33 protein-coding genes and 1 tRNA gene are annotated in these 26,205 nt (G+C 69.1%); 14 read left to right on the top strand and 20 right to left on the bottom strand.

Annotated elements, in window-relative coordinates:
- Positions 1–61 precede the first annotated feature (61 nt).
- On the bottom strand, positions 62–1,165 hold the full coding sequence (locus tag CBF90_RS05850) for an ABC transporter ATP-binding protein (RefSeq protein ID WP_023954846.1): 1,104 nt from the start codon (positions 1,163–1,165) through the stop codon (positions 62–64).
- 245 nt (positions 1,166–1,410) lie between these two features.
- Here CBF90_RS05850 and CBF90_RS05845 point away from each other — a divergent pair, with 245 nt between their 5' ends.
- The 5 genes from CBF90_RS05845 to CBF90_RS05825 all read left to right on the top strand — a co-directional run bounded on the left by CBF90_RS05845 (position 1,411) and on the right by CBF90_RS05825 (position 4,342).
- On the top strand, positions 1,411–2,397 hold the full coding sequence (locus tag CBF90_RS05845; RefSeq protein WP_071917904.1) for a thioredoxin domain-containing protein: 987 nt from the start codon (positions 1,411–1,413) through the stop codon (positions 2,395–2,397).
- 65 nt (positions 2,398–2,462) lie between these two features.
- Positions 2,463–2,535 (top strand) — tRNA-Thr (locus CBF90_RS05840).
- Positions 2,536–2,727: 192 nt separating this feature from the next.
- The gene (locus CBF90_RS05835) at positions 2,728–3,627 is read left to right on the top strand and encodes a GAF domain-containing protein (RefSeq protein WP_088380136.1); all 900 of its coding nucleotides are present in this window, start codon (positions 2,728–2,730) and stop codon (positions 3,625–3,627) included.
- Positions 3,614–4,090, top strand: coding sequence for a Panacea domain-containing protein (locus tag CBF90_RS05830; protein ID WP_197690562.1), 477 nt, complete (start codon positions 3,614–3,616; stop codon positions 4,088–4,090). The genes CBF90_RS05835 and CBF90_RS05830 overlap by 14 nt, the downstream gene beginning before the upstream one ends.
- 69 nt (positions 4,091–4,159) lie before the next feature.
- Positions 4,160–4,342, top strand: a complete 183-nt coding sequence (locus CBF90_RS05825; RefSeq protein ID WP_141097137.1) for a hypothetical protein — start codon at positions 4,160–4,162, stop codon at positions 4,340–4,342.
- 250 nt (positions 4,343–4,592) lie between these two features.
- Here CBF90_RS05825 and CBF90_RS05820 read toward each other — a convergent pair whose 3' ends face one another.
- Positions 4,593–4,940 (bottom strand): hypothetical protein, encoded by a 348-nt coding sequence (locus CBF90_RS05820; protein ID WP_036305866.1) that lies wholly within the window; start codon positions 4,938–4,940, stop codon positions 4,593–4,595.
- A gap of 198 nt (positions 4,941–5,138) precedes the next feature.
- Here CBF90_RS05820 and CBF90_RS05815 point away from each other — a divergent pair, with 198 nt between their 5' ends.
- Positions 5,139–5,468: a hypothetical protein gene (locus CBF90_RS05815; RefSeq protein ID WP_023954840.1), complete on the top strand. Its 330-nt coding sequence runs from the start codon at positions 5,139–5,141 to the stop codon at positions 5,466–5,468.
- Between the two features lie 4 nt (positions 5,469–5,472).
- On the opposite strand, the gene CBF90_RS05810 is transcribed toward CBF90_RS05815, so the two are convergent.
- The 6 genes from CBF90_RS05810 to CBF90_RS05785 form a co-directional block, all read right to left on the bottom strand.
- Entirely contained in the window at positions 5,473–5,817 is a 345-nt protein-coding gene (locus CBF90_RS05810; RefSeq protein ID WP_023954838.1) for a hypothetical protein, read from the bottom strand.
- Positions 5,818–5,973: 156 nt separating this feature from the next.
- The gene (locus tag CBF90_RS05805; protein ID WP_023954837.1) at positions 5,974–6,333 is read right to left on the bottom strand and encodes a hypothetical protein; all 360 of its coding nucleotides are present in this window, start codon (positions 6,331–6,333) and stop codon (positions 5,974–5,976) included.
- A 155-nt stretch (positions 6,334–6,488) separates the two neighbouring features.
- Positions 6,489–6,848, bottom strand: coding sequence for a hypothetical protein (locus tag CBF90_RS05800; protein ID WP_137750504.1), 360 nt, complete (start codon positions 6,846–6,848; stop codon positions 6,489–6,491).
- 64 nt (positions 6,849–6,912) lie between these two features.
- Positions 6,913–7,230: a hypothetical protein gene (locus tag CBF90_RS05795; protein WP_064955003.1), complete on the bottom strand. Its 318-nt coding sequence runs from the start codon at positions 7,228–7,230 to the stop codon at positions 6,913–6,915.
- 106 nt (positions 7,231–7,336) lie between these two features.
- Positions 7,337–7,612 carry a hypothetical protein gene (locus CBF90_RS05790; RefSeq protein WP_023954831.1) on the bottom strand — a complete coding sequence of 92 codons (276 nt, stop codon included), beginning with the start codon at positions 7,610–7,612 and terminating at the stop codon, positions 7,337–7,339.
- A gap of 22 nt (positions 7,613–7,634) precedes the next feature.
- Positions 7,635–7,997, bottom strand: a complete 363-nt coding sequence (locus CBF90_RS05785) for an ATP-dependent DNA ligase (protein WP_088380133.1) — start codon at positions 7,995–7,997, stop codon at positions 7,635–7,637.
- Between the two features lie 194 nt (positions 7,998–8,191).
- Between CBF90_RS05785 and CBF90_RS05780 the strand changes: the two genes are divergently transcribed.
- Positions 8,192–9,145, top strand: a complete 954-nt coding sequence (locus CBF90_RS05780; protein ID WP_064955001.1) for a DMT family transporter — start codon at positions 8,192–8,194, stop codon at positions 9,143–9,145.
- A gap of 5 nt (positions 9,146–9,150) precedes the next feature.
- Here CBF90_RS05780 and CBF90_RS05775 read toward each other — a convergent pair whose 3' ends face one another.
- The 6 genes from CBF90_RS05775 to CBF90_RS05750 all read right to left on the bottom strand — a co-directional run bounded on the left by CBF90_RS05775 (position 9,151) and on the right by CBF90_RS05750 (position 15,144).
- Entirely contained in the window at positions 9,151–10,125 is a 975-nt protein-coding gene (locus tag CBF90_RS05775; protein WP_088380255.1) for an NAD(P)-dependent oxidoreductase, read from the bottom strand.
- A complete protein-coding gene (locus CBF90_RS05770) occupies positions 10,122–12,797 on the bottom strand; it encodes an alpha/beta fold hydrolase (protein ID WP_306460397.1) in 2,676 nt (891 codons plus the stop codon). The genes CBF90_RS05775 and CBF90_RS05770 overlap by 4 nt, the downstream gene beginning before the upstream one ends.
- The gene (locus CBF90_RS05765) at positions 12,794–13,816 is read right to left on the bottom strand and encodes a 3-oxoacyl-ACP synthase III (RefSeq protein ID WP_233494957.1); all 1,023 of its coding nucleotides are present in this window, start codon (positions 13,814–13,816) and stop codon (positions 12,794–12,796) included. The genes CBF90_RS05770 and CBF90_RS05765 overlap by 4 nt, the downstream gene beginning before the upstream one ends.
- A 124-nt stretch (positions 13,817–13,940) precedes the next feature.
- The gene (locus CBF90_RS05760; RefSeq protein ID WP_088380132.1) at positions 13,941–14,369 is read right to left on the bottom strand and encodes an ImmA/IrrE family metallo-endopeptidase; all 429 of its coding nucleotides are present in this window, start codon (positions 14,367–14,369) and stop codon (positions 13,941–13,943) included.
- The gene (locus CBF90_RS05755) at positions 14,359–14,724 is read right to left on the bottom strand and encodes a helix-turn-helix domain-containing protein (RefSeq protein ID WP_023954816.1); all 366 of its coding nucleotides are present in this window, start codon (positions 14,722–14,724) and stop codon (positions 14,359–14,361) included. Before CBF90_RS05755 ends, CBF90_RS05760 begins: the two co-directional genes overlap by 11 nt.
- Before the next feature lie 54 nt (positions 14,725–14,778).
- On the bottom strand, positions 14,779–15,144 hold the full coding sequence (locus tag CBF90_RS05750; protein WP_023954815.1) for a helix-turn-helix domain-containing protein: 366 nt from the start codon (positions 15,142–15,144) through the stop codon (positions 14,779–14,781).
- A 56-nt stretch (positions 15,145–15,200) separates the two neighbouring features.
- Between CBF90_RS05750 and CBF90_RS05745 the strand changes: the two genes are divergently transcribed.
- Complete coding sequence (locus tag CBF90_RS05745; protein ID WP_023954813.1) at positions 15,201–15,470, top strand: helix-turn-helix transcriptional regulator; 270 nt, start codon at positions 15,201–15,203, stop codon at positions 15,468–15,470.
- 5 nt (positions 15,471–15,475) lie between these two features.
- On the opposite strand, the gene CBF90_RS05740 is transcribed toward CBF90_RS05745, so the two are convergent.
- Positions 15,476–16,012, bottom strand: a complete 537-nt coding sequence (locus CBF90_RS05740) for a nitroreductase family protein (RefSeq protein ID WP_088380131.1) — start codon at positions 16,010–16,012, stop codon at positions 15,476–15,478.
- The gene (gene msrB / locus CBF90_RS05735) at positions 16,009–16,416 is read right to left on the bottom strand and encodes a peptide-methionine (R)-S-oxide reductase MsrB (RefSeq protein ID WP_023954808.1); all 408 of its coding nucleotides are present in this window, start codon (positions 16,414–16,416) and stop codon (positions 16,009–16,011) included. The genes CBF90_RS05740 and msrB overlap by 4 nt, the downstream gene beginning before the upstream one ends.
- A gap of 66 nt (positions 16,417–16,482) precedes the next feature.
- Here msrB and CBF90_RS05730 point away from each other — a divergent pair, with 66 nt between their 5' ends.
- From CBF90_RS05730 to groL, 5 genes are all read left to right on the top strand, one after another.
- Positions 16,483–17,478, top strand: a complete 996-nt coding sequence (locus CBF90_RS05730; protein WP_036306035.1) for a DUF2332 family protein — start codon at positions 16,483–16,485, stop codon at positions 17,476–17,478.
- Positions 17,479–17,487: 9 nt separating this feature from the next.
- Entirely contained in the window at positions 17,488–17,730 is a 243-nt protein-coding gene (locus CBF90_RS05725) for a DUF3263 domain-containing protein (RefSeq protein ID WP_023954805.1), read from the top strand.
- Between the two features lie 29 nt (positions 17,731–17,759).
- Positions 17,760–18,344: a LytR C-terminal domain-containing protein gene (locus tag CBF90_RS05720; RefSeq protein ID WP_088380130.1), complete on the top strand. Its 585-nt coding sequence runs from the start codon at positions 17,760–17,762 to the stop codon at positions 18,342–18,344.
- A gap of 121 nt (positions 18,345–18,465) precedes the next feature.
- Positions 18,466–18,669: a cold-shock protein gene (locus CBF90_RS05715; protein ID WP_023954799.1), complete on the top strand. Its 204-nt coding sequence runs from the start codon at positions 18,466–18,468 to the stop codon at positions 18,667–18,669.
- A gap of 174 nt (positions 18,670–18,843) precedes the next feature.
- Positions 18,844–20,463, top strand: coding sequence for a chaperonin GroEL (gene groL, locus CBF90_RS05710; protein ID WP_088380129.1), 1,620 nt, complete (start codon positions 18,844–18,846; stop codon positions 20,461–20,463).
- Between the two features lie 58 nt (positions 20,464–20,521).
- Here the strand turns inward: groL and CBF90_RS05705 are convergent, their stop codons facing one another.
- From CBF90_RS05705 to CBF90_RS05695, 3 genes are all read right to left on the bottom strand, one after another.
- Entirely contained in the window at positions 20,522–20,809 is a 288-nt protein-coding gene (locus tag CBF90_RS05705; protein ID WP_023954795.1) for a WXG100 family type VII secretion target, read from the bottom strand.
- 133 nt (positions 20,810–20,942) lie between these two features.
- Positions 20,943–22,631 carry a cell wall metabolism sensor histidine kinase WalK gene (locus CBF90_RS05700; RefSeq protein WP_023954793.1) on the bottom strand — a complete coding sequence of 563 codons (1,689 nt, stop codon included), beginning with the start codon at positions 22,629–22,631 and terminating at the stop codon, positions 20,943–20,945.
- A gap of 112 nt (positions 22,632–22,743) precedes the next feature.
- Complete coding sequence (locus tag CBF90_RS05695; protein WP_023954791.1) at positions 22,744–23,436, bottom strand: response regulator transcription factor; 693 nt, start codon at positions 23,434–23,436, stop codon at positions 22,744–22,746.
- 88 nt (positions 23,437–23,524) lie between these two features.
- Between CBF90_RS05695 and CBF90_RS05690 the strand changes: the two genes are divergently transcribed.
- Positions 23,525–24,529 (top strand): CPBP family intramembrane glutamic endopeptidase, encoded by a 1,005-nt coding sequence (locus CBF90_RS05690; protein ID WP_064954992.1) that lies wholly within the window; start codon positions 23,525–23,527, stop codon positions 24,527–24,529.
- Between the two features lie 24 nt (positions 24,530–24,553).
- Here CBF90_RS05690 and CBF90_RS05685 read toward each other — a convergent pair whose 3' ends face one another.
- Complete coding sequence (locus CBF90_RS05685; protein WP_088380128.1) at positions 24,554–26,197, bottom strand: DNA repair helicase XPB; 1,644 nt, start codon at positions 26,195–26,197, stop codon at positions 24,554–24,556.
- Positions 26,198–26,205 lie beyond the last annotated feature (8 nt).

Below are 26,205 nucleotides of genomic sequence, written 5' to 3'. Positions count from 1 at the left end.
GCAAAGACTGCGGCGCGGGCGACCAGAGGCCACCCGCGCCGCAGCGTACGAAGATACCGGATCAGGCCGAGGCGATGGCCTTGTCGGTCAGGCGCTCGCCGGTCTCGCCGTCGAACACGTGGACGTGTCCGGGGACGGGAGCCAGGACGACCTTGTCGCCCGCGTTCGGGTGACGGCGGCCGTCGACGCGCGCGACGATGTCGGTGCGCTTGCCGTTGATGTCGGTGTGGCCGTAGAGGTAGCCGTCAGCACCGAGCTCCTCGACCAGGTCGACGTCGACGGTCAGGCCCTGGCCGTCCTCGGGGTTGACGATGATGTCCTCGGGGCGGATGCCGATGGTGACGGTCGAGCCGTGCGCCTTGCCGAGCGTGTCGGCCTCGACCGGGGCGACCTTGGTGCCGAACTGCACGCCGCCCTCGGCGAGCGAGGCGGTGAACAGGTTCATGGCGGGCGACCCGATGAAGCCGGCGACGAAGACGTTGTTCGGCTTCTCGTACAGGTCGCGCGGGGTGCCGACCTGCTGCAGGATGCCGTCCTTGAGGACCGCGATGCGGTCGCCCATGGTGAGGGCCTCGGTCTGGTCGTGGGTGACGTACACCGTGGTGACGCCGAGGCTGCGCTGCAGCGAAGCGATCTGCGTACGGGTCTGGACGCGGAGCTTGGCGTCGAGGTTCGACAGCGGCTCGTCCATGAGGAACACCTGGGGCTTGCGGACGATGGCGCGGCCCATCGCGACACGCTGACGCTGACCACCCGAGAGAGCCTTCGGCTTGCGGGTCAGGTACTCCTCGAGGTCGAGGAGCTTGGCCGCCTCGAGCACGCGCTGGGCGCGCTCTTCCTTGCCGACGCCGGCGATCTTGAGCGCGAAGCCCATGTTCTCAGCGACCGTCATGTGCGGGTACAGCGCGTAGTTCTGGAAGACCATCGCGATGTCGCGGTCCTTCGGGGGAACGTCGGTGACGTCGCGCTCACCGATGCGGATGCTGCCCGAGTTGACCTCTTCGAGGCCGGCGAGCATGCGCAGCGAGGTGGACTTTCCGCAACCCGAGGGGCCGACCAGGACGAGGAACTCGCCGTCGCCCACTTCGAGGTTGAGCTTGTCGACCGCGGGGCGCGTGCCACCGGGGTACAGACGGGTTGCGTTGTCGAAAGTGACAGTCGCCATCGTTTCTTCTCCTTCACCGGCAGGTACGTGCCGGACGATCCGTTGTGAATGGAACGGGGTCGCCCCCGTACGCCCCTCATCGGGCGCGCTCTCAGTATGGCACGTGCGCGGGCGTGCGAGAGACATGGAGATCGGGCCGGTGCTCTGGGCTTTCCCAGGCTGGCTGATTACCATCGAGTGACTCGTGAAGCCCGTCGCGAGTGCCACCGCTCGGCCCTCATCCTTCTTCTGTTCCCCGAGGTTCCATGTCTTCTGACGACACTCCTGACGCACCTGAAACGCCGGCAGTCACCGACCGTCGCGAGGCGGTGCGTGAGAAGGCGCTCCAGGTTCACACCCGGCAGTCGCGTGCGCGCATCGCACGCCGCTCGGGTCTGGGAGTGCTTGCTGTCGGAGTCGTGGCCGCCGCAGCCGTGGCCGTCACCATGACCGTCTCGAGCGCCGGAAGCCAGCCGCAGCTCGAGCCCGCGACCGCCTCGGGTGACGGATTCGTCGTCGCCGATGTGGTCAACACCTCGGTATCGACCGACATCGCCGCCGAGACCGATGCGTCCGCGCCGGCGGAGTCCGCCCCGGATGCCGCGGCTGCGACGCCCGCCGAGGGCCTTCCTGCTCCGACGTCCTCCACGGCCCCGCCCGTCGAGATCCGGGTCTACGTCGACTACCTTTCCGCCGGTGCTCGCGAGTGGCAGGTCGCCAACGCCCAGCAGCTCACCTCCTGGGTCGACGACGGTGCCGTCACTCTCAGCTACTACCCGGTGGCGATGCTGACGGCGAAGTCGAACGGAACGAAGTACTCGCTCCGCGCGGCCAGTGCGGCAGCGTGCGTTGCCACGAACGCGCCCGACGCCTTCTTCGCGTTCAACAACGAGCTGCTCACGCGTCAGCCCGAGGTCGACACCGACGGCTACTCCGACACCGAGCTCGCGAACATGGCGCAGGCCTCCGGCGTCGACTCGACCCGCGTCGTCCGCGACTGCATCGAGTCGGGCTCCTACGCCGCCTGGGCGAAGTCGGCGACCGAGCGCGCCGTCGCCGGCATCCCCGACACGAACGGCCTGTCGCTCACCGGGACCCCGATGGTGCTCGTCAACGGCAAGCAGTACATCGGCGACCTGAGCGATCCGGCCGAGTTCTCGCAGTTCGTGCTGACGACCGCGAGCGACGCGTACTACAAGTCCGCTCCCACCCCGACCCCGACCCCGACGCCCACCGAGGCGCCCGCGTCCTGACCGGGCGCCGTCGGGGCAGCAGGCGTTTCTGCGCTGCCCGCGTCCGTCGATAGACTGGACGTCCTGCCGACTTGGCGCAATTGGTAGCGCACCGTACTTGTAATACGGGGGTTACGGGTTCGAGTCCCGTAGTCGGCTCTGTAAAGTCCCGGTCAGAGGGCCAAAATTTGCAGGTGAGTTCAGGGCCAACTGGGGCAACCCATTGTTTACCCATGGTTTTGGACGACAGCCTTCGGGTCCTGACCAAGTCCTGAGCTGTCCTACTATCTCCCCGTGGGGGATTCACTTTCGACAGCCTGGAAGGCCGTCAGACGCCCGTTCGGGAATTGGATGGACGACAACGGCTTCAACAAAGCCGATGCCGCGGACTTCTTCCTGCCCGCGCTTGCGGCTGTCACGGCGGCGCTCGCAGCGGTCGTATGGGAGTTTGCGCCGACGGAGGACGGATGGCAGGAAGCTCTCGGCCACCTCGAAACCTGGGGCGCGATTGTGGCGACCGTCGCGTCGCTCGGTCTGGCGCTCGTGACCGGGAAACGGTCGCTCACCACGCGTGCCGAAGCTCGCGGCGCGATGAAATCCTTCAGCAACTCTTTGACAGGCGCATCCGACGCGGTCTCTGAGCTGATGCAGTCAAAACGGCTCGGAGCCGATTGCGATCGGTTCATGGACTCGATGCTCGGTGAGGCTACACGTCTGATGCCCATCAGAAACTGCCGTGCCACTCTCTACACCCTGGAGGGCGACGAGCGGTCGGAGGGTGGTGCGCAGTACCTGCAAAGGGTCGGGCGATCGAAAGGGCGGCCTGACAATGCGCGGAGGCGCTTCACCCCCGATACGGCGCACGGCAAGGCGATCATCGAGATCGTGGAGGAAGGCAAGGCGCGCTACGTTGCCACGCACCGCGCTCCGTCCATACCTCTCGATCGGGATGAAGAAGCGCAATGGAGGTCCTTCTGTGTCGTGCCGGTCCATTCGCGCGATCGAGTCTGGGGCGCACTCTTCTTGGACTCAGACAAGCTGAACGACTTCACAGATGACCAGAAGAGCGTCTCGCGGTCGATCGCGCGCTTCCTTGAGGTCGGCGTTCAGTTGCTCGAATCCGCAGCACGAGACGTGCAGCCCGAGCTGCGTGATGCCATGGTTCTTCTCCGCGGCGTTGCACATGCGGATGTCAGGGGGGACTCGTATGATGCCGAGAACAGAGAAGGGCAGGACGATGGCGAAAGCTGATGATGTTGCCGCTCATGTAGTGAGTCACTTCGAAGGCGAAGGGATCTCGACGATGAAGCTACAAAAGCTGTGCTACATCGCTCAGGGCTGGTCGCTTGCCCTCCGCGATGACCCGCTCTTCGCCGGCGACTTCGAGGCGTGGAAGAACGGGCCGGTTTCCCCTCAGCTGTACAGGCAGCACCGGAGAAGCTTCAGTGTTTCGTCCTGGCCCAGCGGCGATCCGGATGCTCTCTCCGCGGACGAGCGGATAATTTTGGACGCAGTCCTGACCAACTACGAAGCATTGACCGGACTCCAGCTGAGTGCGATGACGCACGAGCCCGGTACCCCGTGGAGTGAGACTAGGCGCATCGCCGGGGTGTCGGATGGCGAGTCGAGCGATGAGCCGATTCCCAACGATCTGATCCGCGAGCACTACCGAGCACTCCTCGGCGTTCGAGAGTCAGCGCAGCAGCTTCGATAGGGTTTAGGCTGCGGCGGGGCCTCGTCGGACGCGGTCGGCGTAATGAGCTTCGGTGGTCCTCTTGTCCTCGTGTCCGAGTTGATCTTTCGCCGCCTCTACGCCGAGCTCGTCGCGGATCGCTCCTACGTGCTGCTGCACCGCGCGGTCGACACGCGCGAGCAGCTCGAGCATGACCCGGTGACGACGCACCGCGTGCTGCGGCGCCTGGATCGGGCGCACGTGAGCGGCCGACGCGTAGCGCGGGCCCGCTGAACGCATGGGAGCCGGTCATCTACTGGGGCGGCCGTCGGGATGCGTCGCGCGCGGCGCCGGCGGTCGGCTCGCGTCGTGAGTGGCCGCCCGCGACGGGCTGTGAACCATGGTTTACCCATGGTTTTGCGCACGTACTTAGTTGTACTTTGGTGGACCGAAACCGCCGGGAACCGCGGAAAGTACAGCAAAGTACGCGATGGTACGTCGCACGTCGAAAACGGGGGTTACGGGTTCGAGTCCCGTAGTCGGCTCAGTAGCCCTCGAGATCGGGGTCCCAGTTGTCCACCTCGATCGGAGTCATCGGCTGTGGACGATCGGCGGGACGCCGATAGGGGTAGTGCGGGTGCATCCGGAGCAGGGTGGCACCGGTCGAGAAGTCCGGTTCGTCGCCGTACCAGGGGGCGGGCTCGGACATCACCGCGATGCCGGGACCGAGGATCAGGTCGACGCTGGTGTTCGAGGAGTCGCCACTGGCGACGGGAATCGTCACCCGCTCGGTGTGCGACAGGTTCGCGAGGGCGACGCTGAGGCGCAGCAACACGTCGGCGACGTCGTCCGTGGTGAGGACGACGCCTGTTCCATAGTGGATTCGACGCACCCGCCAATTGTCCCCGGTAGGAGAAAGCACGCAAGGCGGCTTGCGTGATCGGGCGCACGCGGCGCATCCTTCGCCTCCTCGGCGCAGTCTCCCGACGGGCGGCGGTGGAGGTACCTTGTGGATCAGCCGCTCGCGACGCTCAAGCGCCAGAGGCCCCTGGTCCGGGGTGAGACCGGGCCCTGCTCGAGAGGGAGAAGCATGGGACATCTGATCTACGGTGTCGCACCGGCCGTCAACGTCGATGACTGGGCGCTGCAGCATCTGCGTGCGGTGATCGTCACCAAGCTCCGTCGCGACGAGAGCTTCGTCTTTACGTGGGGCAGCGAGCCCGACACGCACGGCGACGATGCCGCGGAGGGGCAGGAAGGTCAGTACGGGAGCGTCTGGATCTCCCGCGCCTCGTCGCTGTATTTCAGCTTCGCCGAAGCGCCGACGGGGACGCTCAACCGGCGGTGGCTCGTGCTCCTCAATGAGGCGGCCAACAGCGCGGCGGGGTTGCGGCTGGTTCCTGAGCCGACCGGCGACTGACCCGTCAGGTCGCCCGGCTCGCGATGAAGTCGGCGGACTTGGACTGCAGGAACGAGCAGAGGGCGGACACCATCGCCAGCTCCGCCGACAGCTCGAAGGCACGGCCGGCGTCGAGCTTCACGTCCTGCTCGCGGGCTTCGAACGTGATCGCCCAGCGGGTCGAACCGACGGGCTCGGGCTGCAGGTAGGTCACGGTGCCGGCATTGACCAGGTCGAGGCCGATGAGGCCCGTGTCATAGCCGTCGGTGCCGTCCTGCGGCATCACCCGCAGCCGCTCGCTGATCGGGTATCCGAGTTCGGCGAACTCAGCCAGCCAGGCCTCCAACGTCTCTTTCGTGCGAAACGGCATGCGCTCCTCCAATGGCACCCGGCAAGACGCCTGTCGTGTCGCCGGCGCTCATTATCGCCTGGACCGACGACCGTTCCCGACTCCTCCGTGGTCAGCGTGCGCGAGGGCGCTCGCCGATACCGAAACGGGATCGTTGTACCGCCGGCCGGCGGTCGATCATCCGCCGATACGCTCCCCGTAGAGCTCGACACCGCCGCTGTGCAAGGGTGCCGCCCGCGGCGCCGGCTCCGGTACCACGTACAGTCCGGTGGGGGAGCTCGCGACGGTCGTGAGCGCGGTGAGCCATTCCCGGCTGAGCTGGGGCTCGCGGCCGCCGTGGAACTTGAACTCGAGGTCGGCACCCGGGTGGATCCACACAGCACGCCGCCCGCCGCCCACGCTCGGGTCGTCCTTCCAGGTGAAGAAGAACGACTCGCTCCGCCGGAGCTTCGCCCCGACGACCTGCTGCAGGTGAGCGAGCGTGCGATCCTCGATCTCGACCTTGGCGTTTCCGTTTCCGTAGATGAAGCGGCCCATGCTGTCCTCCACACGTGCACAGGGCGACGGCCGCTCCGATGAGGGGAGGGAGCGAGGAGGCCATCGCGTTTTTCCACGCTTGCTTGCTCATAACGGTCCTCGTCGCACGAGCGGTCGTCAAGGGCACTGCGCGTAACGGCTCACGCCGCGAGATCTCAGATGATGTCGATCGCTCCGCCGAAATCGTCGTTCCACGACGTGAGGTCGTCGGTCTCGGCTGTCGGGCCGGGCTCAGGCGCGCGGCGGGGGTAGTCGGGATGCAACTGCAGCCAGCCGACGGCATCCTCGAAATCCGGCTCCGGGATGTCGATGGCCGCGGGCCGGGACAGAATGTGGATGCCCGTCCCGATGACGAGATCGACCTGCGCGGGCTCCTCCGACCCCGGCTCGATCGCGAGGACCGTGACGACTTCACTTCCCGATGTGGCGGCCACGCTCGCCGTCAGCGCGAGCAGCGCGCGAGCGACGGCATCGCTGGTGATGAAGGTCTCGCCCCCGTACTTGACGTAACGCATCGTGACGCACGATGCCACGGCGGGCGATGGTGCGGGACGGGGTTGCCAACTCGTCAGCGGCGGGCTATCCGTGCGCGCGCTCGCCGCGGCGCGTCACGGCGTTGCGCCAGACGACGGTGTTGAGCTCGCCGGCCGGGCTCATCCAGTGCACGACCACGACGCGATCGTTCCACCCGTGCGCGATGGCTGCGACCCGTTCGGCGGGCTTGTGCGGCCACGACACCCACGCCCACACCGCAGGCCGGTCCGCCGGCCACTCGAGCGGGCGTGGCCCATAGGCCTGCATCGGGATCGTGCACGGCGGGATGCGCATGAGGACGCGTTCGGTGCGTTCGTCGACCCGTCGATCGATTGCATCGGCGTAACGCTTGTTCGTGCCCACGGGCCGGGTCTCCTCTCCCGGCCAGAGACTGACATGGCCCGACGACATCCCGACGTGGTCTGGCTCTCCGCGACGCGACCAAGCGGAGCCGGCCGGACCGGCGACGTCAGTGCTTGCGGATGTTGACGAGCTGCCAACCCTCGGGCACCTTGGCGAACAACGCCTCCCGGTCGTCGGCCTCGATGTCGCGCAAGCCGTCGCGGCGCTGATAGGTCGCGGTCGCCTTGAGCTCGCTGCTGCCCTTGATCATCTGCACCGGCGCGGACACGAGGTCGAAGCCCTCCGGGGCGGCAGCCTGTGCCTGATCCCGGATCTCCTCGAGCGAGTGACCTGCGAGTTCGACGGTGGTGTTCTCGACGCGACGAATGGTGCCCACGTACATGGGAACCAGCCTAGGCTGCGCGTCAGCCGCGGCCGATCGCATCGGCCCGGTCGTGCAGCGCCGCGTCGTGGCCGACGCAGCTGCGCGGAGGGGGTTCCGGGGTGAGGTAGAGGCCGCCGCCGGAGTTGGCGACGGTGGTGAGGGCCTCGAGCCAGTCCCGGTTCAGCTGCGGCGGGCGATGCCCGTGGTACTTGAACACCAGGTCGGCGTTCTGATGGATCCAGACGGACCGGCGCCCGTCGCCGATGCTCACGTCGTCGCGCCAGGTGAAGAAGAAGCGCTCGTTGCGACGGAGCTTCGACCCGATGACCTGTTGCAGGTGCGCGAGAGCACGGTCCTCGATCTCGACCTTCGTGTTGCCGTTGCCGTAGATGAATCGCCCCATGATGGCTCCCGAAGAGGAACGATTCGCGAGTCGGCCGCCGCACTGAGGGGGGATATGCGGCGTGTGGACCGCGCCCGCGAATCGTTCCCCGTTCTCCTCATCCACGGTCTCGGTTCGTCCCACCAGCGTCAAGAGGGGGCGCGTGCAGCCCGCACGGTTCGTGGCGCGGTGCCTCCTGATGCACTATTGACCGAGTGACCGATCAGAATCGACCCCCGGCTCTGCCGCTTGGTGCGGCGATCGCCGCAACAGTGTTGGTCGGCGTCCTCACCGCCGTTCAAGCTCGTATCAACGGTGCGCTCGGCGCGGCGATCGGAGATGGGTTCGTCGCGGCGTTCATCTCGTTCGGAAGCGGTCTGGTGCTGATCCTCGTGGGCACCCTGCTCGCCCCCACCGGCCGGCAAGGACTCCGACGGCTCGTCGCGGGCGCGGGGCGCAGCATTCCCGTCTGGATGCTGCTGGGCGGGCTCGCGGGCGCTGTGACGGTCGCCACCCAGGGGCTCACCGTCGCCACGATCGGGGTCGCGCTCTTCACGGTCGGGCTCGTGGCGGGGCAGACGGCAGGTGGCCTGGTGCTCGACCGCGTCGGGTACGGACCGGCCGGCGTCGTCGCCGTGACCGTTCCCCGGCTGGCGGGCGGTCTGCTGGCGATCGTCGGCGTCGTGCTGTGCGCTCTCGGCCAGCGCGGCGAGCCCGTCGCCTGGTGGATGCTGGCGCTGCCGCTCGTCGCGGGAGCCGGCATCGCCTGGCAGCAGGCCACCAACGGCCGGCTCCGGCAGGAGCTCGGCAGCCCGCTGTCGACGACGGTGGTGAACTTCGCGGGAGGATCGATCGCGCTCGGCATCGCAGCGGCGGTGAGTGTGACGGTCAACGGGATGCCGGGGGCGCTGCAGGCCGAGCCCTGGATGTACCTCGGCGGTGCGACGGGCGTGGTCTACATCGTGATCTCGGCGGCGTTGGTCAAGCGCACCGGGGTGCTGCTCCTCGGCCTCGGATCCGTCGTCGGACTGCTCGCCGCCTCGATCGTCCTCGACGCGATCGCGCCGCCCCCGTCCGGACCGTCGCTGCTGGCTGCGACCACGGCCGCCGCGGTCGCCTTCGTCGGCGTCATCATCGCCGTCGTTCCCTGGCGGCGCCGCGTCCGCTGAGAGTCTCAGCGGTGTGCGGCGTAGTGCTCCGCGAGTCGTGAGAGTCCTTCATCGATCGAGACGGTCGGCGCCCACCGCAGGTCGCGCCGGATCTCCGTCTGATCGAACCAGTGCGCGGTCGACAGCTGCTCGGCGAGGAAACGCGTCATCGGCGGCTCGTCGGCGCCGGGACGCACGTCCCAGACCTTCTCCACGGCGGCTCCTGCCGCACGGGCGACGGCAGCCGGCAGGCGCAGCTTCGGCTCGGGGGCTCCCGCTGCGCGGCAGATGCCCGCCATCAGGTCGCCCACGGGTCGCGGTTCGCCGTTGGTGAGCACGTAAGCGCGACCGCCGACGGCGTCCGCTCGCTCCAGCGCGGCCACGATGCCCGACGCAGCGTTGTCGACGTATGTGGTGTCGATGAGGGCCGTGCCCCCGTTCAGGAGCGGCAGCGTGTGCCGTCGAGCGCGAGCCACGATGCGCTCGATGAGCTGCGGGTCGCCCGGGCCCCACACCAGATGCGGCCTCACGGCGACGACGCGCATCGCCTCGGAGTCGCGTCCGAGTGCGATCAGCTCGGCCTCGGCCTTCGTTCGCGCGTACTCGCCGCGCGCGCGAACGGGGTCGGCGGGATCGGCCCCGGCGCCCGCGAGAGCGGAGCCGGCGTGAGCGACGGAGGGGGAGGAGACCTGCACGAAGCGCGACACTCCCGCCGCTGCGGCGGCATCGAGGAGGGTCGTCGTACCCCCGACGTTGACGTCGTGGAACTCGCGTCTGTCACCGGCGAGCGACACTTTCGCGGCGAGGTGGACGACGGCATCCGCGCCCGCCACGGCATCCGCCACGGTGGTCGCATCGGTGACCGATCCCCGGATGTCGTGCGCTCCGGTGACGCCGGACGGGCGGCGCTGCAAGGTGCGTACCTCGTGCCCGGCGGAGACCAGGTCCGCGACGACAGCGCGACCGAGAAAACCGGATGCCCCGGTGGCCAGGACGATCACGGTGCGCTCGGCTTCTCGCCGGCGAGCACGCGCTCGGCCCACGCCGCCAGGCGCGACCGGTCGATCTTGGAGTTGTGCCGGATGTCGGTGGGCAGGGCCGGCACGACGAGCACGGCAGCGATCGCGGAGTCGGATGCCGCACGGATGCGCTCGGCCAGTGCCGACGGGGCGAGGCCGGGCCGGCGCGCCCCGGGCGTCGTCTCGACGACGGCGACGCACACCTGGCGGCCCCGGGGCCCGACACCCACGACGGCCGCGCGGCGGACGCCCTCGACCCTCTCGATCTGCTGCTCGGGACCGACCGGGGTCACGGGCCCGTCACTCGTGACGACGACATGGGGGAGCCGCCCCTCGACCCAGAGCCGACCCTCGGCGTCGAAGTGACCGACGTCTCCGGTGCGATGCCAGCGGCCGGGGTGGGAGCCCGTACCTCGCACCGCCTCGCGATCGGTCGCCCACAGACGGTGGTAGCCGCGCTTCAGGTGGGGCGCCGAGACCACGATCTCGCCCGTGACATGCGGTGTGTCCGAGAGGTCGCCGGTTGCACGGCCATCGGCGTCGAGGCCGGAGACGCGGACCGTGCCCGTGCCGATCGGCGTGCCCACGCAGACGCCGGCGTCGGGCGCCGACTGCGTTCGCTCGAGCTCGTCGAGGGTGACGTCGGTGACGAGCAGGCACTCGGTCATGCCGTACGGCGTGTGAGCTTCGGCCTCGGGCATGAGCTCGTGCGCCTGGCGCAGAAGGCCGATGCTCACGGGCGCGCCGGTCGAAAGGAACGTGCGCACCTGCGCGAGCGCTGCGCGATCGTCGGTTGTGAGCGCATCGGCCGTCGCGCAGACGTTCGCCACGGCCGCGGGAGAGAGGAACACGATGCGCGCACGGGAGGCGCGGACCGCTTCGGCGACCGCGGTCGCCGTGAGCGTTCGCGGCGCTGAGACATCCATGCGCGGCGTCGCCGATCGCGTGCCGAGCGCAGGACCCAGCAGGGCGAAGGGGGCGAAGCCCGTCACCAGCCCGACATCGGGGGTGACGTCGAAGTGCGATCCGAGGGTGTCGCGGAGCGCGGCGAGCTGCGCGTGGGTGTACACGACACCCTTGGCGGGGCCGGTGGAGCCGGAGGTGAAGAGGATCGCCGCTTCGTCGTCGGCAGACGGCGGCGCCGGCACCGCGCCGCGAGAACCCGAGGTGGCGATCTCGGCGAGCGAGGCCTCGACGCCGAGCGCACGGGCTGCCGGGGCGGGCAGATTCGGAGCCGAGATGCGCCGGCCCGGCCACCCGAGTGCGCGTGCGGCCGCGAGGCCGGCCTGCTCGCCGATGACGAAGGCGGGCTCGGTGCCGCGGACGGCGCGAGAGAGCCCGCGGATTCCCAGCCCCCGGTCGGCGACCACCACGACGGCGCCGATACGCAGGCACGCGTAGAGCACGGCGGTCAGCGTCGGACCGGGCTGCACGAGCAGCGAGACCCGGTCACCGCGTCGGATTCCGAACGCCGCGAACCCCGCGGCGAGGTGATCCACACGCTGCGCGAGCTCGCGCCAGCTGACGTCCAGCGGCTCCCCGCCGACGCGTCGGGTGAGATCGACCACGGCGGTGTCGTCGTCGTCGCTGCGGTCGAAGAGTCGCTGCCAGATCGGGACGAACGCGCGAGCGTCGTCGTCCGCATCCTTCTCGTCGGCGGGGATGCGGCGCTCACCCACGTCACGGGCGTCAGTCGCGTCACCGGAGGACAGGCCGTTGTCGTCGAGCCAGTCGAGCACGACGTCCGCGTACGGGCGCTCCTCCGCGAGCATGTGTCCGGCACCTTCGAAGCGGTGCACGTCGGCGTGCGGAAGGCGGCGCGCGAGGTCGTCGAGATGGTGCTCGCCGAACACCGGGTCGCGCGGCCCGCGCAGCAGCAGGGCGGGCACCGTCAGGTCGACGAGGCCGCCTGCGAGCTCGTCGAGGGCGGGAGTGCTCGGATGCTCGGGCGTGGCGGGGATGTCGGCGACGAATGCGCCGATGCCGCGCCGCAGTCCGCTCGACGTGTACGGCGCCCGGTAAGCGGCACGCACCTCGGGAGCGAGCGGAGGATCGGCCAGCGCGAGGGTCGTGTCGAGGAACGCGGTCGTCTTGATCGTCGTCGTGGCCAGCAGCGATCGGGCTCCCGCGACGCGCAGGGCCGAGGGCAGTGGCATCCCGGCGGGGTGATGCACCGCGGTGTTGAGAACGGCGACGGCGTCGACGCGGTCGCGATGGCGCACGGCCCATCCCAGCGAGATCGGGCCTCCCCAGTCGTGGCCGAGGGTGACGAGCGTGCCGGTGATGCCGAGCTCATCGATCAGCGCACCGAGGTCGTCGATGCGCTGCGGCAGGCCCCGCGTCAGTGTCGTGCGCTCGGAGTAGCCCATCTCGAGCTGATCGACGGCGACGATGCGCCACGCCGGTCCGCCGGCCCGTGCGCGCTGCAGCGACGCCGCGACGAGGGCGCGCCACAGATACGACCAGGTCGGGTTGCCGTGCACCGCGACGATCGTCCCGACCGGGGTGATGCCCTCTCGCTCGAGCAGCGGAGCGGTGTCGAGCAGGTGCCAGCGTCGCTGCGATCCGGCGTCGGCGCCGACACCGGCCACGACGCGGGTCGTCGAGACGCCGCCCTCGATTCCGGGGAGCTCCCGCGGCGCCACCGGGGTCACCAGGCGAGCTCCAGCATGCTGGTGTTCAGCCCGGAGCCGACACCCATGAGCAGCACGCGATCGCCGCGCTGCAGCGTCGCCTTCTCCGCATCCAGGGTGATGGGGATGGACGCCGGTCCCACGTTGCCCAGTTGGGGATACGTGACCGGAACGCGGCGGCGATCGAGGCCGACGGCCTTGACGATCGCGTTGGTGTGCACCGATGAGACCTGGTGCGTGATGTAACGGTCGATGCCGGACCACGAGAAGGTCGACTGCGCTTCTTTCCAGGCGTCGACGACGAGCGCCAGACCGCCCTTGAGGAGAGCCTTCGCATCGGTGAACATTCCGTCGACGCTCCCGACGCACAGCTCGTGGAACTGCGTGGCCGCGCGGGTCACGCCGCCGACGATGCGATGTCCGCCGGGGTTCTCGCTCGCACGCCCCAGCACGGCGGCGGCGGCGCCCGAGCCGAGGGTGAGCGAGGCGAACTCGCTCATGAACCCGTTGCGGTCGAGGCCGCCGCGATTGAGTCGCTCGACCGTGTTGACCTGGATCTCATCGGCGTCCTCGCCGTTGACGATGATCGCGTAGTCGATCTGGCCCGATTGGATCATTCCCGACGCGAGGCTCATGCCGTTGATGAAGCCGAGACAAGCGTTGGCGACGTCGAAGTTGATGGCCGAGGTGGGCAGCCCGAGCCCGTGATGAAGTCGCACCGCGACGGAGGGCTCGAGATGCTTCCGCGACACCGAGGTGTTGATGAGCAGGCCGATCTGGTCGGGACGCACGCCCGCCTCGTCGAGCGCCCGGCGCCCCGCCTGGATCGTCGCGTCGTCGGAGGACTCGCCCGCAGCCCAGTTGCGTCGCTCGTTCACGCCCGCGACCCGGCGCAGAAGGCCCGGCTTGAGTTTGAGCTGCCGCAGCACGTCCGACAATCGGTCCTCGATCGCGTCGGAAGAAGTGACGCGGGAGGGGAGGACACTCGCGACCGAAAGGAGGGCGACGTCGTCGTAACGAGTGGTGGCGTTTCCGTGCAATGCGACTCCCGCGGTGTCTCCGGTGGCCAGCGGCTTCTGCCTCCGACCCGCGCTCGAGGCGCATCCGGGCATCCGTCGATTTTACGTCTCGACGCATGCGGTCGGCTGCATGCGGAACGCTGTGCTACCGGGAGGCGCTTGTCGGGATGCCCGGCATGCGAGGGGCGCGAGGATGTCGGAGCGTGCGTTGGAAGGCTCGGATCAGGTCGACGGTGACGTCGAGCTCGAGGGCCATCGCATCCACGTGACCGTCGTGGATGCTCTCGGCGCGCGCGTAGTCGTCGACCGACACCAGCGTCCGTGCCGCCCATTCGTCGGCCCGCGTCTCTTGCCGTTCGGCGTGGTGCGGGTCGCGAAGCGGCACGTCGCCGTAGACGGCGTGGGCGCACTCGTGTGCCAGGACCGACCGGTGGAGGCGACGGGCCATTCCCGGCCGGAGCCGGACGATCCGAAGCCCGTGCTCGTACTCGCCGTCGCGGTCGGGAGGCAGCTCGTCGATGGTCACGCGTACGCCGAGAAGATCGAGTGTGTCGAGAAGCTCGTCATCCGTCACCGTCGTCCCCTCCGCGGTCGTCGTGTGGCGCTTTGGCCACCGCCCGCTCAGTATCGCGTGAGGGTCCGACATCGATGCGGGGGACGGAAGCCGCGCCGGTGGCCCGGCCAGGCTGCTGTCCCGGCACGTCGACGACCTGGGTGATGGGGACGCCGACCGCGCGGCACACCGCGTCGAGTTGGTCGAGCGTGAAGACCTTCTTCGCGGCGAGCACCCGCGACAGCTGCGAGGACGACATGCCGGCTCGCGCGGCGACGTCCGACTGACGCAGTCCGCGGCGGGCGATCTCAATGGAGAGCAGGTGCGCGACATGACGACTGAGCGGGCCGGGTTCCGGCGTCTTTCCTGAGGGCACGTGCCAAGTCTGGCGGAGTTGTCGCCATCGTGTCCGCCCGTCCAGAGCGGCGTGTCATCCGCGACCGTCGTCCCCGCCGAGGTCGTCCTGCGGCGCTTTGGCCACCGCGCGCTCGGTGCGGCGCGCCGGTCCGACATCGATGGGTGCGATGCGGCCGGTTCGGCGGGCGTGCCGCGCCTGCTCGCCGGGCATCACGACGACCTGCGCGATGGGGATGCCGACGGCGCGGCACACCGCGTCGAGTTGGTCGAGCGTGAAGACCTTCTTCACGGCGAGGACGCGCGACAGCTGCGAGGCCGACATGCCCGCCTGTGCGGCGACGTCTGTCTGCCGCAGTCCGCGGCGGGCGATCTCGGCGGCGAGCAGATTCGCGACATGGTGGCTGAGCGGGCCGGGTTCCGGCGTTCTTCCTGTGGGCACGTGCCAAGTTTGGCGGAACCATTGCCATGTGGCAAGCGTGTCAATAGTGTTGCCATATGGCAGACGGCTTGCTAAGCGCTCGAGTGGCTCGGTCCATCCGCGCGGTCCTCGCGGATGAGCGGTTGACGCAGGAATGGCTGGCTGAGGCGAGCGGCATCCCGATGCGAACGCTCGCGCGCCGCCTGCATGTCCGGCGTCCGTCGGCCATGTCGATCGAGGAGCTGGCACGGATCTCTGCAGCCCTCGATGTCGACATGTCCGACCTGCTCGATGACAGTCGCCTGACAACACGGCGGGTGCGGTCAGGCGGGCCGCCGCCCACCTGACGCGTTCAGGGCATCGGGCTGAGGAAGTCCTCGGCGTCGATCGTCTTGCGTCGGCCCGAGTCCCGGTCTGCGGGCTTGCCGCCCACATAGAGCCACCCGAGCAGTTCCTCGCGCTTACCGAGTTTGTGCGCCTTCGCGACGGCTTTGGAGCGCGTCGCGCCCCCGGTGCGCCAGAACACGCCCCAGCCCGCCTCGTCGAGCAGCAGGCTCAGCATGTGCGCGACGCCGGACGCCACGGCCTCCTGCTCCCACCGCGGGACCTTGCTCTTCTTGCTGTAGCTGGCGACGACCGCGACGAGCAGCGGAGCGCGCATCGGCTTCGTCGAGACACCGCGCTTGCCCTCGGCCTTGTTCAGCGCGCGGCCCAGCCGCGTGCGCCCGTCGCCTCTGATCTCGATGAGCCGCCACGGGCGCAGCGAAGAGTGGTCGGCGACACGCCCCGCGGCGGAGACCAGCCGCGCGAGCTCCTCGTGCGAGGGTGCTTCGTCGGTGACCTTCGACCACGACCGGCGTGCGCCGGCGGCCTCGAAGGCTCCGGTCACTTCTCCTGCTCGGGGGTGAACGACAGCGACAGCGAGTTCATGCAGTAGCGGTCGCCGGTGGGCGTGCCGAAACCATCGGGGAACACGTGGCCCAGGTGCGAACCGCAGTTCGCGCAGCGCACCTCCGTGCGCACCATCCCGTGCGAACGGTCCTCGATGAGCTCGACCGCCTCGGGACGCACCGACTCGTAGAAGCTCGGCCACCCGCAGTGCGAGTCGAACTTCGTGCCGCTCTGGAACAGCTCGGCGCCGCAGGCGGCGCAGGTGTACAGGCCCGCGCGGCTCTCATCGAGCAGCTCGCCGGTCCACGCGCGTTCGGTGCCGGCCTGCCGCAGCACCGCGTACTGCTCGGGGGTGAGCTCCTCGCGCCACTGCTCGTCGGTCTTATTCACGGAATAGGTCATGTCTGCTCCTTCGCCTCGTTCTATTCAACTCGACGTTGGGGGTCGATGTTCCCGGAGAATGTCCTCATGTCCGACGAGTTCGCCGCCGTGATCGAGCGTTACCGGCGTTTCGCCGCAGACGAGGCTCCGGGCCGCTCCGAGCTGTACGCCGACTGGGCGTGGCGCGTCGTCGAGGACCCGGCCCTGCAGGAGGTGCTCTCGCGCCTTCCCGCGAACCGCCGCCAGCCGCCGCTCGTGTTCGCGGTGTGCCGGCTGCTCGGGTCGGGCGACGTCGATGCCCCAACGTGGGCCGCTTGGGTGCTGGCGCATGCCGAGGCTGTGGTCTCGGAGAGTTTCGCGCGCTCGGTGCAGACGAACGAGCCCCTGCGCTGCGCGGCACTCCTCCCGACGCTCTCGCGGGTGACCGGCCCGATCGCGCTGCTGGAGGTCGGGGCGAGCGCGGGGCTGTGCCTATATCCCGACCGCTACTCGTATCGATATGTCGGCGTAGACGGAGGCGAGGTGCGGCTGGATCCGGTGACCGGCGTCTCGGACGTCGAGCTCGTCAGCGCGGTTGCGGGGGAGCGGATGCCGCAGGTGCGGCATCCCGACATCGTCTGGCGTGCCGGCATCGACCTCGCCCCGCTCGACGTGCGCGACCCTCGCGACGTCGATTGGCTGGCTCGGCTGGTCTGGCCCGGCGAGAACGGACGGGCCGATCGGATCCGCGCGGCCGCGGCGGTCGCGGCATCCGACCCGCCCCTCCTGTTCGCCGGAGACGCTCTCGACCTTCTGCCGGAGGCCGCGGCTCTCGCGCCGGCGGGGGCGACGCTGGTGATCACCACTCCCGGCGTCCTCGTCCACATTCCGCGTGAGCGTCGTTCGCGGGTGATCGAGCGCGCCCGCGATCTCGGGCGATGGCTGACGATCGACGACCCGGCGACCCACGACGCGTGGTCGGGTGAGCCGAGCGACTGGCGGGGTGGCTTCGCCGTGGCGCTCGATGGCGAGATCGACGCGGCAGCCGACCCGCTCGGGCGGTGGTGGGAGTGGCGTCCCGGATCCGAGCGACCGCGGTCGTAACGTGGAGGAGTGGCACTCTCCGATCGCGACCGCTCGATCCTCGACTTCGAGGCGCGTTGGGGTGCCCACAGCGGCGCGAAAGAAGAGGCCGTGCGCGCCGAGCTCTCGTTGAGCCCGGCGCGGTACTACCAGCTGCTGGGGCGCATCATCGACTCGCCTGATGCGGTTTCGCACGACCCCATGCTGGTGCACCGGCTGCGGCGCATGCGCGCGGCTGCGGAGCGTTCGCGCGCCGAACGCGCGGCCATGTGACGCGGAGCTTGGCCAGATAGCATTCCTCCGTGCCGACAACGACATACCCGAAAGACCGTTTCGACGAGCTCCCTGCCGACACCACCCGAGTCGGCGCCCACCGGGCGGAGAACCCCCGGCTCCGTGCCGGCGTCGTTCTGGCCTGGGCCGCGGGCGCGGTTCTCGTCCTGGTCGCGGTGGGCATCGTCGGCACGATGATCGTCACCGGGCGGATCGCGCTCTTCCCGGCGGAACCGACCGCCACGGCTGTGGTCCAAGCCCCCGTGGAAGCCGATCCGGTGGTCGACACGTCCTATCCGGTGCTGATCCTCAACGCCACCTCCGAGCGCGGCCTGGCGACCGCCCTCAGCGACACCGTCGTCGGCGCCGGGTGGAACTCGGATGTCGTCGACGCGGGTGACGCCAGCACTCATGACTTCGCGACGACCACGATCTTCTATGTCAATGCGGAGGACGAGGGCGCTGCGCGAGGTCTCGCCCAGGTCATCGGGGGTGCGGACGTGGAGATGAGCGAGGCATACGCGGGCCCCGACGCGGCCGACGGCAACCCCAGCAAGCAGCTGACCGTGGTGGTCGGCGAGGACCGGGCGGGCGGCTCTTCCGAGGGTGAATGAGGGGGCGTGTTTCACGCTCGTGAAATTCTCGATGCGGCCGTGTCAACAGTGACCGGAAGCGCCGGGTCAGGCGGAGCGCCCTGCATACGATGACGCTGTCGCACAGCATCAGGAGATTCGCATGACACAGGGCACCGTCAAGTGGTTCAACGCCGAGAAGGGCTTCGGCTTCATCACCGTGAACGAGGGGCAGGACGTCTTCGTCCACTACTCCAACATCGAGATGAGCGGCTTCCGCGTGCTCGAGGAAGGGCAGGCGGTCGAGTTCACCGTGGGGACGGGGCAGAAGGGTCCGCAAGCGGAATCGGTGCGCGTCGTCGCCTGAATCGCACCACTCGCACAGAGCGCGCCGCCATCGCGGCGCGCTCTGTCGTTTCCCGGTCCGGTCGCCGACGGGGCGGCTTGCACTCCCCATGGGCGAGTGCCAGAATGGCTTTAGCACTCACGTTCATCGAGTGCTAAAGACTGTTCTCCACCGTCCGGGAGGGACGACACACACATGGCAAAGATCATCGCTTTCGACGAGGAGGCCCGCCGTGGCCTCGAGCGCGGCCTGAACACGCTGGCCGACGCCGTCAAGGTGACGCTCGGCCCGCGCGGTCGCAACGTCGTGCTCGAAAAGAAGTGGGGCGCCCCCACCATCACGAACGATGGCGTCTCGATCGCCAAGGAGATCGAGCTCGACGACCCGTACGAGAAGATCGGTGCGGAGCTCGTCAAGGAGGTCGCCAAGAAGACCGACGACGTCGCCGGTGACGGAACGACCACCGCGACGGTCCTCGCTCAGGCGCTCGTTCGCGAAGGCCTGCGCAACGTCGCAGCCGGCGCGGACCCCATCTCGCTCAAGAAGGGCATCGAGAAGGCCGTCAAGGCCATCACCGACCAGCTCCTCGCCGACGCGAAGGAGGTCGAGTCGAAGGAGCAGATCGCTGCCACCGCTTCGATCTCGGCCGCTGACGCCTCGATCGGCGAGCTGATCGCCGAGGCGATCGACAAGGTCGGCAAGGAAGGCGTCGTCACCGTCGAGGAGTCGAACACCTTCGGCACCGAGCTCGAGCTCACCGAGGGCATGCGCTTCGACAAGGGCTACATCAACCCTTACTTCGTCACGGACCCGGAGCGCCAGGAGGCTGTCTTCGAAGACCCGTACATCCTCATCGCGAACCAGAAGATCTCGAACATCAAGGACCTTCTGCCCATCGTCGACAAGGTGATCCAGGAGGGCAAGGAACTCCTCATCATCGCGGAGGACGTCGAGGGCGAGGCTCTCGCGACGCTGGTGCTCAACAAGATCCGCGGCATCTTCAAGTCGGCTGCCGTCAAGGCCCCCGGCTTCGGCGACCGCCGCAAGGCTCAGCTGCAGGACATCGCGATCCTCACCGGCGGCCAGGTCATCACCGAAGAGGTCGGCCTCAAGCTCGAGAACGCCACCGTCGACCTGCTGGGCCGTGCGCGCAAGGTCATCATCACCAAGGACGAGACCACGATCGTCGAGGGCGCCGGTGACTCGGCTCAGCTCGAGGGCCGCGTGACCCAGATCCGCCGCGAGATCGACAACACCGACAGCGACTACGACCGCGAGAAGCTCCAGGAGCGCCTCGCGAAGCTCGCCGGTGGCGTCGCCGTCATCAAGGCCGGAGCTGCGACCGAGGTCGAGCTCAAGGAGCGCAAGCACCGCATCGAGGACGCCGTCCGCAACGCCAAGGCAGCTGTGGAAGAGGGTGTCGTCGCCGGTGGTGGTGTCGCGCTCATCCAGGCCGGCAAGAACGCGTTCAAGGGTCTCGAGCTCTCGGGCGACGAGGCGACCGGCGCGAACATCGTCAAGGTCGCGATCGAGGCTCCGCTGAAGCAGATCGCTCTGAACGCCGGCCTCGAGCCGGGCGTCGTCGCCAACAAGGTCGCCGAGCTCGAGATCGGTCACGGCCTCAACGCCGCGACCGGCGAGTACGGCAACCTGTTCGAGCAGGGCATCATCGACCCGGCCAAGGTGACGCGCTCCGCGCTGCAGAACGCCGCGTCGATCGCCGGCCTGTTCCTCACGACCGAGGCGGTCGTGGCGGACAAGCCGGAGAAGACCCCGGCTCCCGCGGGCGACCCCACGGGTGGCATGGACTTCTGATCCATCGCAGACAGAACGGCCCCTCCTTCGGGAGGGGCCGTTCCGCGTTTCGGACGGGTCAGCGAAAGAGGCCGGCGGCCGCAGCCTCGGCGTGCAGATACTGCTGGCCCGCGGCATCCAACGCCGATCCGATGTCGCCGAGCGCCGCTTCGACTTCGCGCTGGGCGGCGCGCCAGCGCTCGACGACCGCCTGGAACGCGAGTGCGGCGCTTCCGGTCCACGACCCCTGCAGCTGTGTCAACTGCGCCATCATGGCGCCGGTGTCGCTCTCGATGCGCCCCGAGGTGGCTCGGATGGCGGCGGTGGCACTCGCCACGGCGTCGCTGTCGATGGAGAAGATGGCCATGTCGCTCCTTGCGTCGTGCGATGGGATGCCGACACGCTAGGGCCCCTCCCACCGCCTGCGGTCGCAGGTCGGGCGGACGGGGGAGAGAGCGACGCTGGGCGCTGCCGGGGAGGAGCCGCGCCCCTCATCCCGCTCAGCGCTCGTCGCGCAGACGCGGCAGCGGCTGGGTCTCGATCCAGAGGTGCTCGGCGGCCTCGCGGCGATCGGCCAGGGGGAATGCGACGCGGAACGTCGCGCCGCCGCCGGGCGTAGCCTGGACATCGATCGAGCCGTGCAGCGCCTCGACGATCGACGCGACGATCGACAGGCCGAGGCCGGACCCGCCGGTCTCGCGCGTGCGCGACGTGTCGGCGCGCCAGAACCGCTGGAAGATCTTCTCGCGCAGCGGTTCCGGGATGCCTTCGCCGTGATCGATCACCGAGATCCATCCCATGCGGGCGTCACGGTCCAGGCCCACGGCGATCTCGATCGGAGTGCCCTCGGGGCTGTAGCGCCGGGCGTTGCCGATGAGGTTCGCTACGACCTGGCGGATGCGGTTCTCGTCGCCGAGCACGACGGGGACGAGCGGCGGCTCGGCCGGCTGCAGCAGAGGCTTCGTGTCGGCGGCCGCGGCGGACGAGGTGCTCGCCGACGCGGCATCCGCCTTCCGCGACGTCGAACCCGACTCCGATCCCGAGCGGGCGCCGCGGTCGTCCTTCGGACGTCGCCGCAGGCGGGCGAGCGTCTGGCCCGTGCGATTGCGGGCGCCGCCGGAGCGCTTGGCCGTCGCCCCGGCCCCGGTGTCCGTCGGCAGATCCACGGTCAACGTCTCATCGGAGTACTCGATCACCGACACCTGGCGCTCGGGAGCTGCGGCTCGCGTGTCGAGCGCCGCATCACGGGCGATCGGACGCAGGTCGACGGGGGTGATGACCAGGTCTCGGCGTTCGTCGAGGCGCGCGAGGGCCAGGAGGTCCTCGACGAGGCCGCTCATCCGGACGGCCTCCTTCTCGATCCGCTCCATCGACTGCGCGGTGTGCTCGGCGTCGGTGATCGCACCCATGCGGTACAGCTCCGCATATCCGCGGACCGTCACCAGCGGCGTGCGCAGCTCGTGGCTGGCGTCGCCGATGAACCGCCGCATCTGCTGGACCGTGGCGTCGCGCTGGGCCAGGGCGGTGTCGATGCGGTCGAGCATCGCGTTGATGGCGATCTTCAGCCGGCCGACCTCGGTGCCGGGAGAGATGTCGCCCATGCGCTGGCTCAGGTCGCCGGCCGCGATCGTCATCGCCGTCTCCTCGACCTGGCTGAGGCTGCGGAAGGTGAGGGTCACGAGCCAGCGGGTGCCGAGAGCACCGGCCACGAGGATGAGGGCGGCGATCACGGTGTAGATGCTGATGAAGTTCGCGACGGTCTGCGTCACCGAGGTCAGCGGCAGCGCGACGAGCTGCGTGTAGCTCTCTCGCGATCCCTCAGGCTGGAGGATGTCGACGCTCGCGTGGAAGGTCCCGTTCCCCTGGCGGGCGGGGAGCTCGAACGGCTCCGTTCCCTTGACGAGCGTTCGATCGAGAGGGAACGAGGCGGGAAGATCGGGGCGGATCGACTCGGGCCCGCCCGCCACCGACAGCAGCTCGCCCTCAGCGCTGTAGATCGCCACGACGAAGGTGGTCGGCGCCGGGGACTCCTTCGCCTCGAAGAGGGCGATTCCGTCTTCGACGGAGACATCCATCACCGTGCTCGCCAGGTCGGTGGGGGCCAGCGACCGCAGGCTGCCGTCGAGAGCCGCGACCTGAGCGTTGCGGAGGAAGATCATCGTTCCCACGCCCGCCGCGATCAGCCCCATCGCCAGCAGGGTGACGATGACGCCCGTGACTTTCGTGCGCAGGCTGATGCCGCGCCACCACCGGGTGACGCCGTCGTTCGCGGAATCGCTCAGGCGTCTGCGCTCCCGCGGATCACGCCGACTTGTCGGCCTTGAGCATGTAGCCGAAGCCGCGCTTGGTCTGGATCAGCGGCTCGGAGGAGTGCGGGTCGATCTTGCGGCGCAGGTACGAGATGTAGCTCTCGACGATGCCGGCGTCGCCGTTGAAGTCGTACTCCCACACGTGATCGAGGATCTGCGCCTTGCTCAGCACGCGGTTGGGGTTGAGCATCAGGTAGCGCAGCAGCTTGAACTCCGTCGGCGACAGGTCGATCGAGACGTCCCCGACCTGCACATCGTGCGTGTCCTGGTCCATCGTCAGCTCGCCGGCGCGGATGATCGACTCCTCGTCGGCCTGCATCGTGCGGCGGAGGATGGCCTGGATGCGGGCGACGATCTCGTCGAGGCTGAAGGGCTTCGTGACGTAGTCGTCGCCGCCGGCGTTGAGTCCCTCGATCTTGTCCTCGGTCTCGTCCTTCGCGGTGAGGAAGAGGATCGGCGCGGTGTAGCCCGCGCCCCGCAGGCGCTTGGTGACGCTGAAGCCGTTCATGTCGGGCAGCATCACGTCGAGCACGATCAGGTCGGGCTCCTCCTCGAGCACCGCCGAGATCGTCTGCGCTCCGTTGCCCACGGCGCGGACCTGGTATCCGGCGAACTTCAGCCCGGTGATCAGCAGGTCACGGATGTTCGGTTCGTCGTCCACGACGAGAATGCGCGGTGCTGTCATAGGCCCATACTGGCACCGGATCCCATCGGTTTGCTGGATATCGCGCCGCAGCGGGTCGACCTGGTAAGGGTCGCGAGAGGATGGAGGCATGCCGCGTCCGATCGATTCCGACCGTCTCGCATTCCACCGGCTCGTGTTCGCACGTCGTCGCTCGGGATGGTGGACCCCGCTCGCGGTGGGCGCCCTCGGCATCGTCCTCTACCTCGTCATGGTGATCGTGGTCGCGCTCGCCGCCCTGCTCATCGCGTTGTCGAGCGATGACGCGGCACGCGCGCTCAACGACGTCCTGCGCGATGGCGGAGCGCTGGATGTCGGCGACCCGCTGTCACTGCTTCTCGGCCTCGGCGCGATCGCGCTGCTGCTGCCCGCGTACCTGCTCGCGTCGCTCATCGTCAACGGTCGTCGCCTCGGGTTCGCCTCCGCCGTCTTCGGGCGGTTGCGCTGGCGCTGGCTGCTCGTCTGCGTCGCGCTCGCCGTGGCTATGGCGGTCGTCGTCACGGTCGTCACGGCGCTGCTCCCGGCCGAGGAGGGCGCAGCCGCACTGACGCCGCCGGCGGGCGCGACCCTGTGGCTGAGCCTGCTCGTGGTCGTCCTCGTCGTTCCGGTCCAGGCCGCAGCCGAGGAGTACGTCTTCCGCGGCTACCTGATGCAGGCGATCGGGCGGTGGCTGCGGCATCCGCTGTTCGCCATCCTGCTTCCCGTTCCCCTCTTCGTCATCGGGCACCTCTACGACCCCGTCGGTCAGGCAGCCGTCGCGCTCTTCGCGATCGCCGCGGGCTGGCTCACGTGGCGCACGGGCGGACTCGAGGCCGCGATCGCGGTGCACATCGTCAACAACCTGCTGGCCTTCGCGACCGGAATCGCTGCGGGAGCCGACCCGACGGCGGCGGATGTCGGCTGGGTGAGCTTCGCCACCTCGACGTTGCTGCTCGGGGGCTACTGCCTCGCCGTCGAGTACGTGCTGCGGCGCCGCCCGATCGTGCGGACCTACGCCCTTCCGCGCACACCGCTGCCGGCGCCGATCCCCATGCCGACGCCGACGGCGACCGTGCCGCTTCCGGGCGAGCCGACGCCCGAGCTCACGAAGCCCTGACGCGGCCGGCGTGCGGCGACCGGCTCAGGCCGCTTCGAGCTTCTCGGCGTCGAGGATCGTGTAGCTGTACCCCTGCTCGGCGAGGAAGCGCTGCCGGTTCTGCGCAAAGTCCTGGTCGACGGTGTCGCGAGCGATGAGCGTGTAGAAGCTCGCGGTGTGACCGTTGGACTTCGGACGAAGCAGGCGTCCGAGCCGCTGGGCCTCCTCTTGGCGGGATCCGAACGACCCCGAGACCTGGATCGCGACGGAGGCGTCGGGCAGGTCGATCGAGAAGTTCGCGACCTTCGAGACGATGAGCACGGGGATCTCTCCCGTGCGGAACGCCTCGTACAGCTCCTCGCGCTCGTCGACGGGTGTCGACCCCGTGATCTTCGGTGCCCCGAGCGCGTCGGAGAGCACGTCGATCTGATCGAGGTACTGCCCGATGACGAGGATCTGCTCGCCCGCGTGCTTCGCGACGAGGTCGCGGACGACGCCGATCTTCGCGTGCGCGGTGGCCGCCAGGCGGTACCGCTCGTCGTCGGCCGACGCGGCGTACTCGAGGCGATCGGACGCCGGGAGGTCGACGCGCACTTCGTAGCAGACCGCGGGGGAGATGAAGCCCTGGGCCTCGATCTCCTTCCAGGGGGCGTCGAAGCGCTTGGGGCCGATGAGGCTGAACACATCACCCTCGCGGCCGTCCTCACGCACGAGGGTGGCGGTGAGGCCGAGGCGGCGTCGCGCCTGCAGATCGGCGGTCAGCTTGAACACCGGCGCGGGAAGGAGGTGCACCTCGTCGTACACGACGAGACCCCAGTCGAGGGCGTCGAGGAGCGCGAGGTGGGCGTACTCGCCCTTACGCTTCGCGGTGAGGATCTGGTAGGTCGCGATCGTGACCGGCTTGACCTCTTTCGACTGACCGGAGTACTCGCCGATCTCCTCCGGCGTCAGGCTCGTGCGCTTGAGCAGCTCGTTGCGCCACTGCCGCGCGCTGACGGTGTTGGTCACGAGGATGAGCGTGGTGGTCTTCGTGTCGGCCATCGCCGCGGCCCCGACGAGCGTCTTGCCCGCGCCGCAGGGGAGCACCACCACACCCGAGCCGCCTTCGGTGAAGATGTCGACCGCCTTGCGCTGGTAGGGGCGCAGGCTCCAGCCGTCTTCGTGCAGCTCGATCTCGTGGGGTGTGCCGGGGGTGAAGCCGGCGAGATCCTCCGCCGGCCAGCCGATCTTCAGCAGCTCCTGCTTGATCTGGCCGCGGGCCCAGGCGTCGATGACGTACGTCTCGGGCGTGGGGTGCCCCAGCAGCAGGGGCTGGATCCGCTTGTTGCGGGTGACCTCGGCCAGCACGGCCGCGTCGTTCGAACGCAGCACGAGCGTGCCCTCCTCGTCGCGTTCGATGACGAGGCGTCCGTACCGGGTGACCGTCTCGCGGATGTCGGTCGACACCGACGGCGGCACCGGGAAGCGCGACCACCGATCGAGCGTCGCGAGCATGTCGTCGGCGTCGTGCCCCGCGGCGCGGGCGTTCCACAGGCCCAGCCGCGTGATGCGGTAGGTGTGGATGTGCTCCGGGGCGCGTTCGAGTTCGGCGAAGATCGCGAGCTCGTGCCGCGCGTCCTCCGCGCTCGGGTGGGCGACCTCCAGCAGCACGGTGCGGTCGCTCTGGACGATCAGGGGGCCATCAGCCATAACGAGCA

This window comes from Microbacterium sp. AISO3 (assembly GCF_002204305.1).
Lineage (GTDB): Bacteria > Actinomycetota > Actinomycetes > Actinomycetales > Microbacteriaceae > Microbacterium > Microbacterium arborescens.
The sequence above is the reverse complement of the archived record's forward strand: the minus strand, read 5'-3'. Positions and strand labels throughout refer to the sequence as shown.

Excerpts from the sequence above, each read along its gene's own strand:
- CBF90_RS05850 (WP_023954846.1), bottom strand. The coding sequence starts at position 1,165 with ATGGCGACTGTCACTTTCGACAACGCAACCCGTCTGTACCCCGGTGGC.
- CBF90_RS05695 (WP_023954791.1), bottom strand. The coding sequence starts at position 23,436 with ATGACAGCACCGCGCATTCTCGTCGTGGACGACGAACCGAACATCCGT.
- CBF90_RS05730 (WP_036306035.1), top strand. The coding sequence starts at position 16,483 with ATGTCCGACGAGTTCGCCGCCGTGATCGAGCGTTACCGGCGTTTCGCC.
- groL (WP_088380129.1), top strand. The coding sequence starts at position 18,844 with ATGGCAAAGATCATCGCTTTCGACGAGGAGGCCCGCCGTGGCCTCGAG.
- CBF90_RS05810 (WP_023954838.1), bottom strand. The coding sequence starts at position 5,817 with ATGCCGTTTCGCACGAAAGAGACGTTGGAGGCCTGGCTGGCTGAGTTC.
- CBF90_RS05800 (WP_137750504.1), bottom strand. The coding sequence starts at position 6,848 with ATGCGTTACGTCAAGTACGGGGGCGAGACCTTCATCACCAGCGATGCC.
- CBF90_RS05790 (WP_023954831.1), bottom strand. The coding sequence starts at position 7,612 with ATGTACGTGGGCACCATTCGTCGCGTCGAGAACACCACCGTCGAACTC.
- CBF90_RS05815 (WP_023954840.1), top strand. The coding sequence starts at position 5,139 with ATGGGACATCTGATCTACGGTGTCGCACCGGCCGTCAACGTCGATGAC.
- CBF90_RS05705 (WP_023954795.1), bottom strand. The coding sequence starts at position 20,809 with ATGGCCATCTTCTCCATCGACAGCGACGCCGTGGCGAGTGCCACCGCC.
- CBF90_RS05835 (WP_088380136.1), top strand. The coding sequence starts at position 2,728 with ATGGACGACAACGGCTTCAACAAAGCCGATGCCGCGGACTTCTTCCTG.
- CBF90_RS05715 (WP_023954799.1), top strand. The coding sequence starts at position 18,466 with ATGACACAGGGCACCGTCAAGTGGTTCAACGCCGAGAAGGGCTTCGGC.
- CBF90_RS05690 (WP_064954992.1), top strand. The coding sequence starts at position 23,525 with ATGCCGCGTCCGATCGATTCCGACCGTCTCGCATTCCACCGGCTCGTG.
- CBF90_RS05745 (WP_023954813.1), top strand. The coding sequence starts at position 15,201 with ATGGCAGACGGCTTGCTAAGCGCTCGAGTGGCTCGGTCCATCCGCGCG.
- CBF90_RS05805 (WP_023954837.1), bottom strand. The coding sequence starts at position 6,333 with ATGGGCCGCTTCATCTACGGAAACGGAAACGCCAAGGTCGAGATCGAG.
- CBF90_RS05785 (WP_088380133.1), bottom strand. The coding sequence starts at position 7,997 with ATGGGGCGATTCATCTACGGCAACGGCAACACGAAGGTCGAGATCGAG.
- CBF90_RS05845 (WP_071917904.1), top strand. The coding sequence starts at position 1,411 with ATGTCTTCTGACGACACTCCTGACGCACCTGAAACGCCGGCAGTCACC.
- CBF90_RS05830 (WP_197690562.1), top strand. The coding sequence starts at position 3,614 with ATGGCGAAAGCTGATGATGTTGCCGCTCATGTAGTGAGTCACTTCGAA.
- CBF90_RS05685 (WP_088380128.1), bottom strand. The coding sequence starts at position 26,197 with ATGGCTGATGGCCCCCTGATCGTCCAGAGCGACCGCACCGTGCTGCTG.
- CBF90_RS05700 (WP_023954793.1), bottom strand. The coding sequence starts at position 22,631 with ATGGGGCTGATCGCGGCGGGCGTGGGAACGATGATCTTCCTCCGCAAC.
- msrB (WP_023954808.1), bottom strand. The coding sequence starts at position 16,416 with ATGACCTATTCCGTGAATAAGACCGACGAGCAGTGGCGCGAGGAGCTC.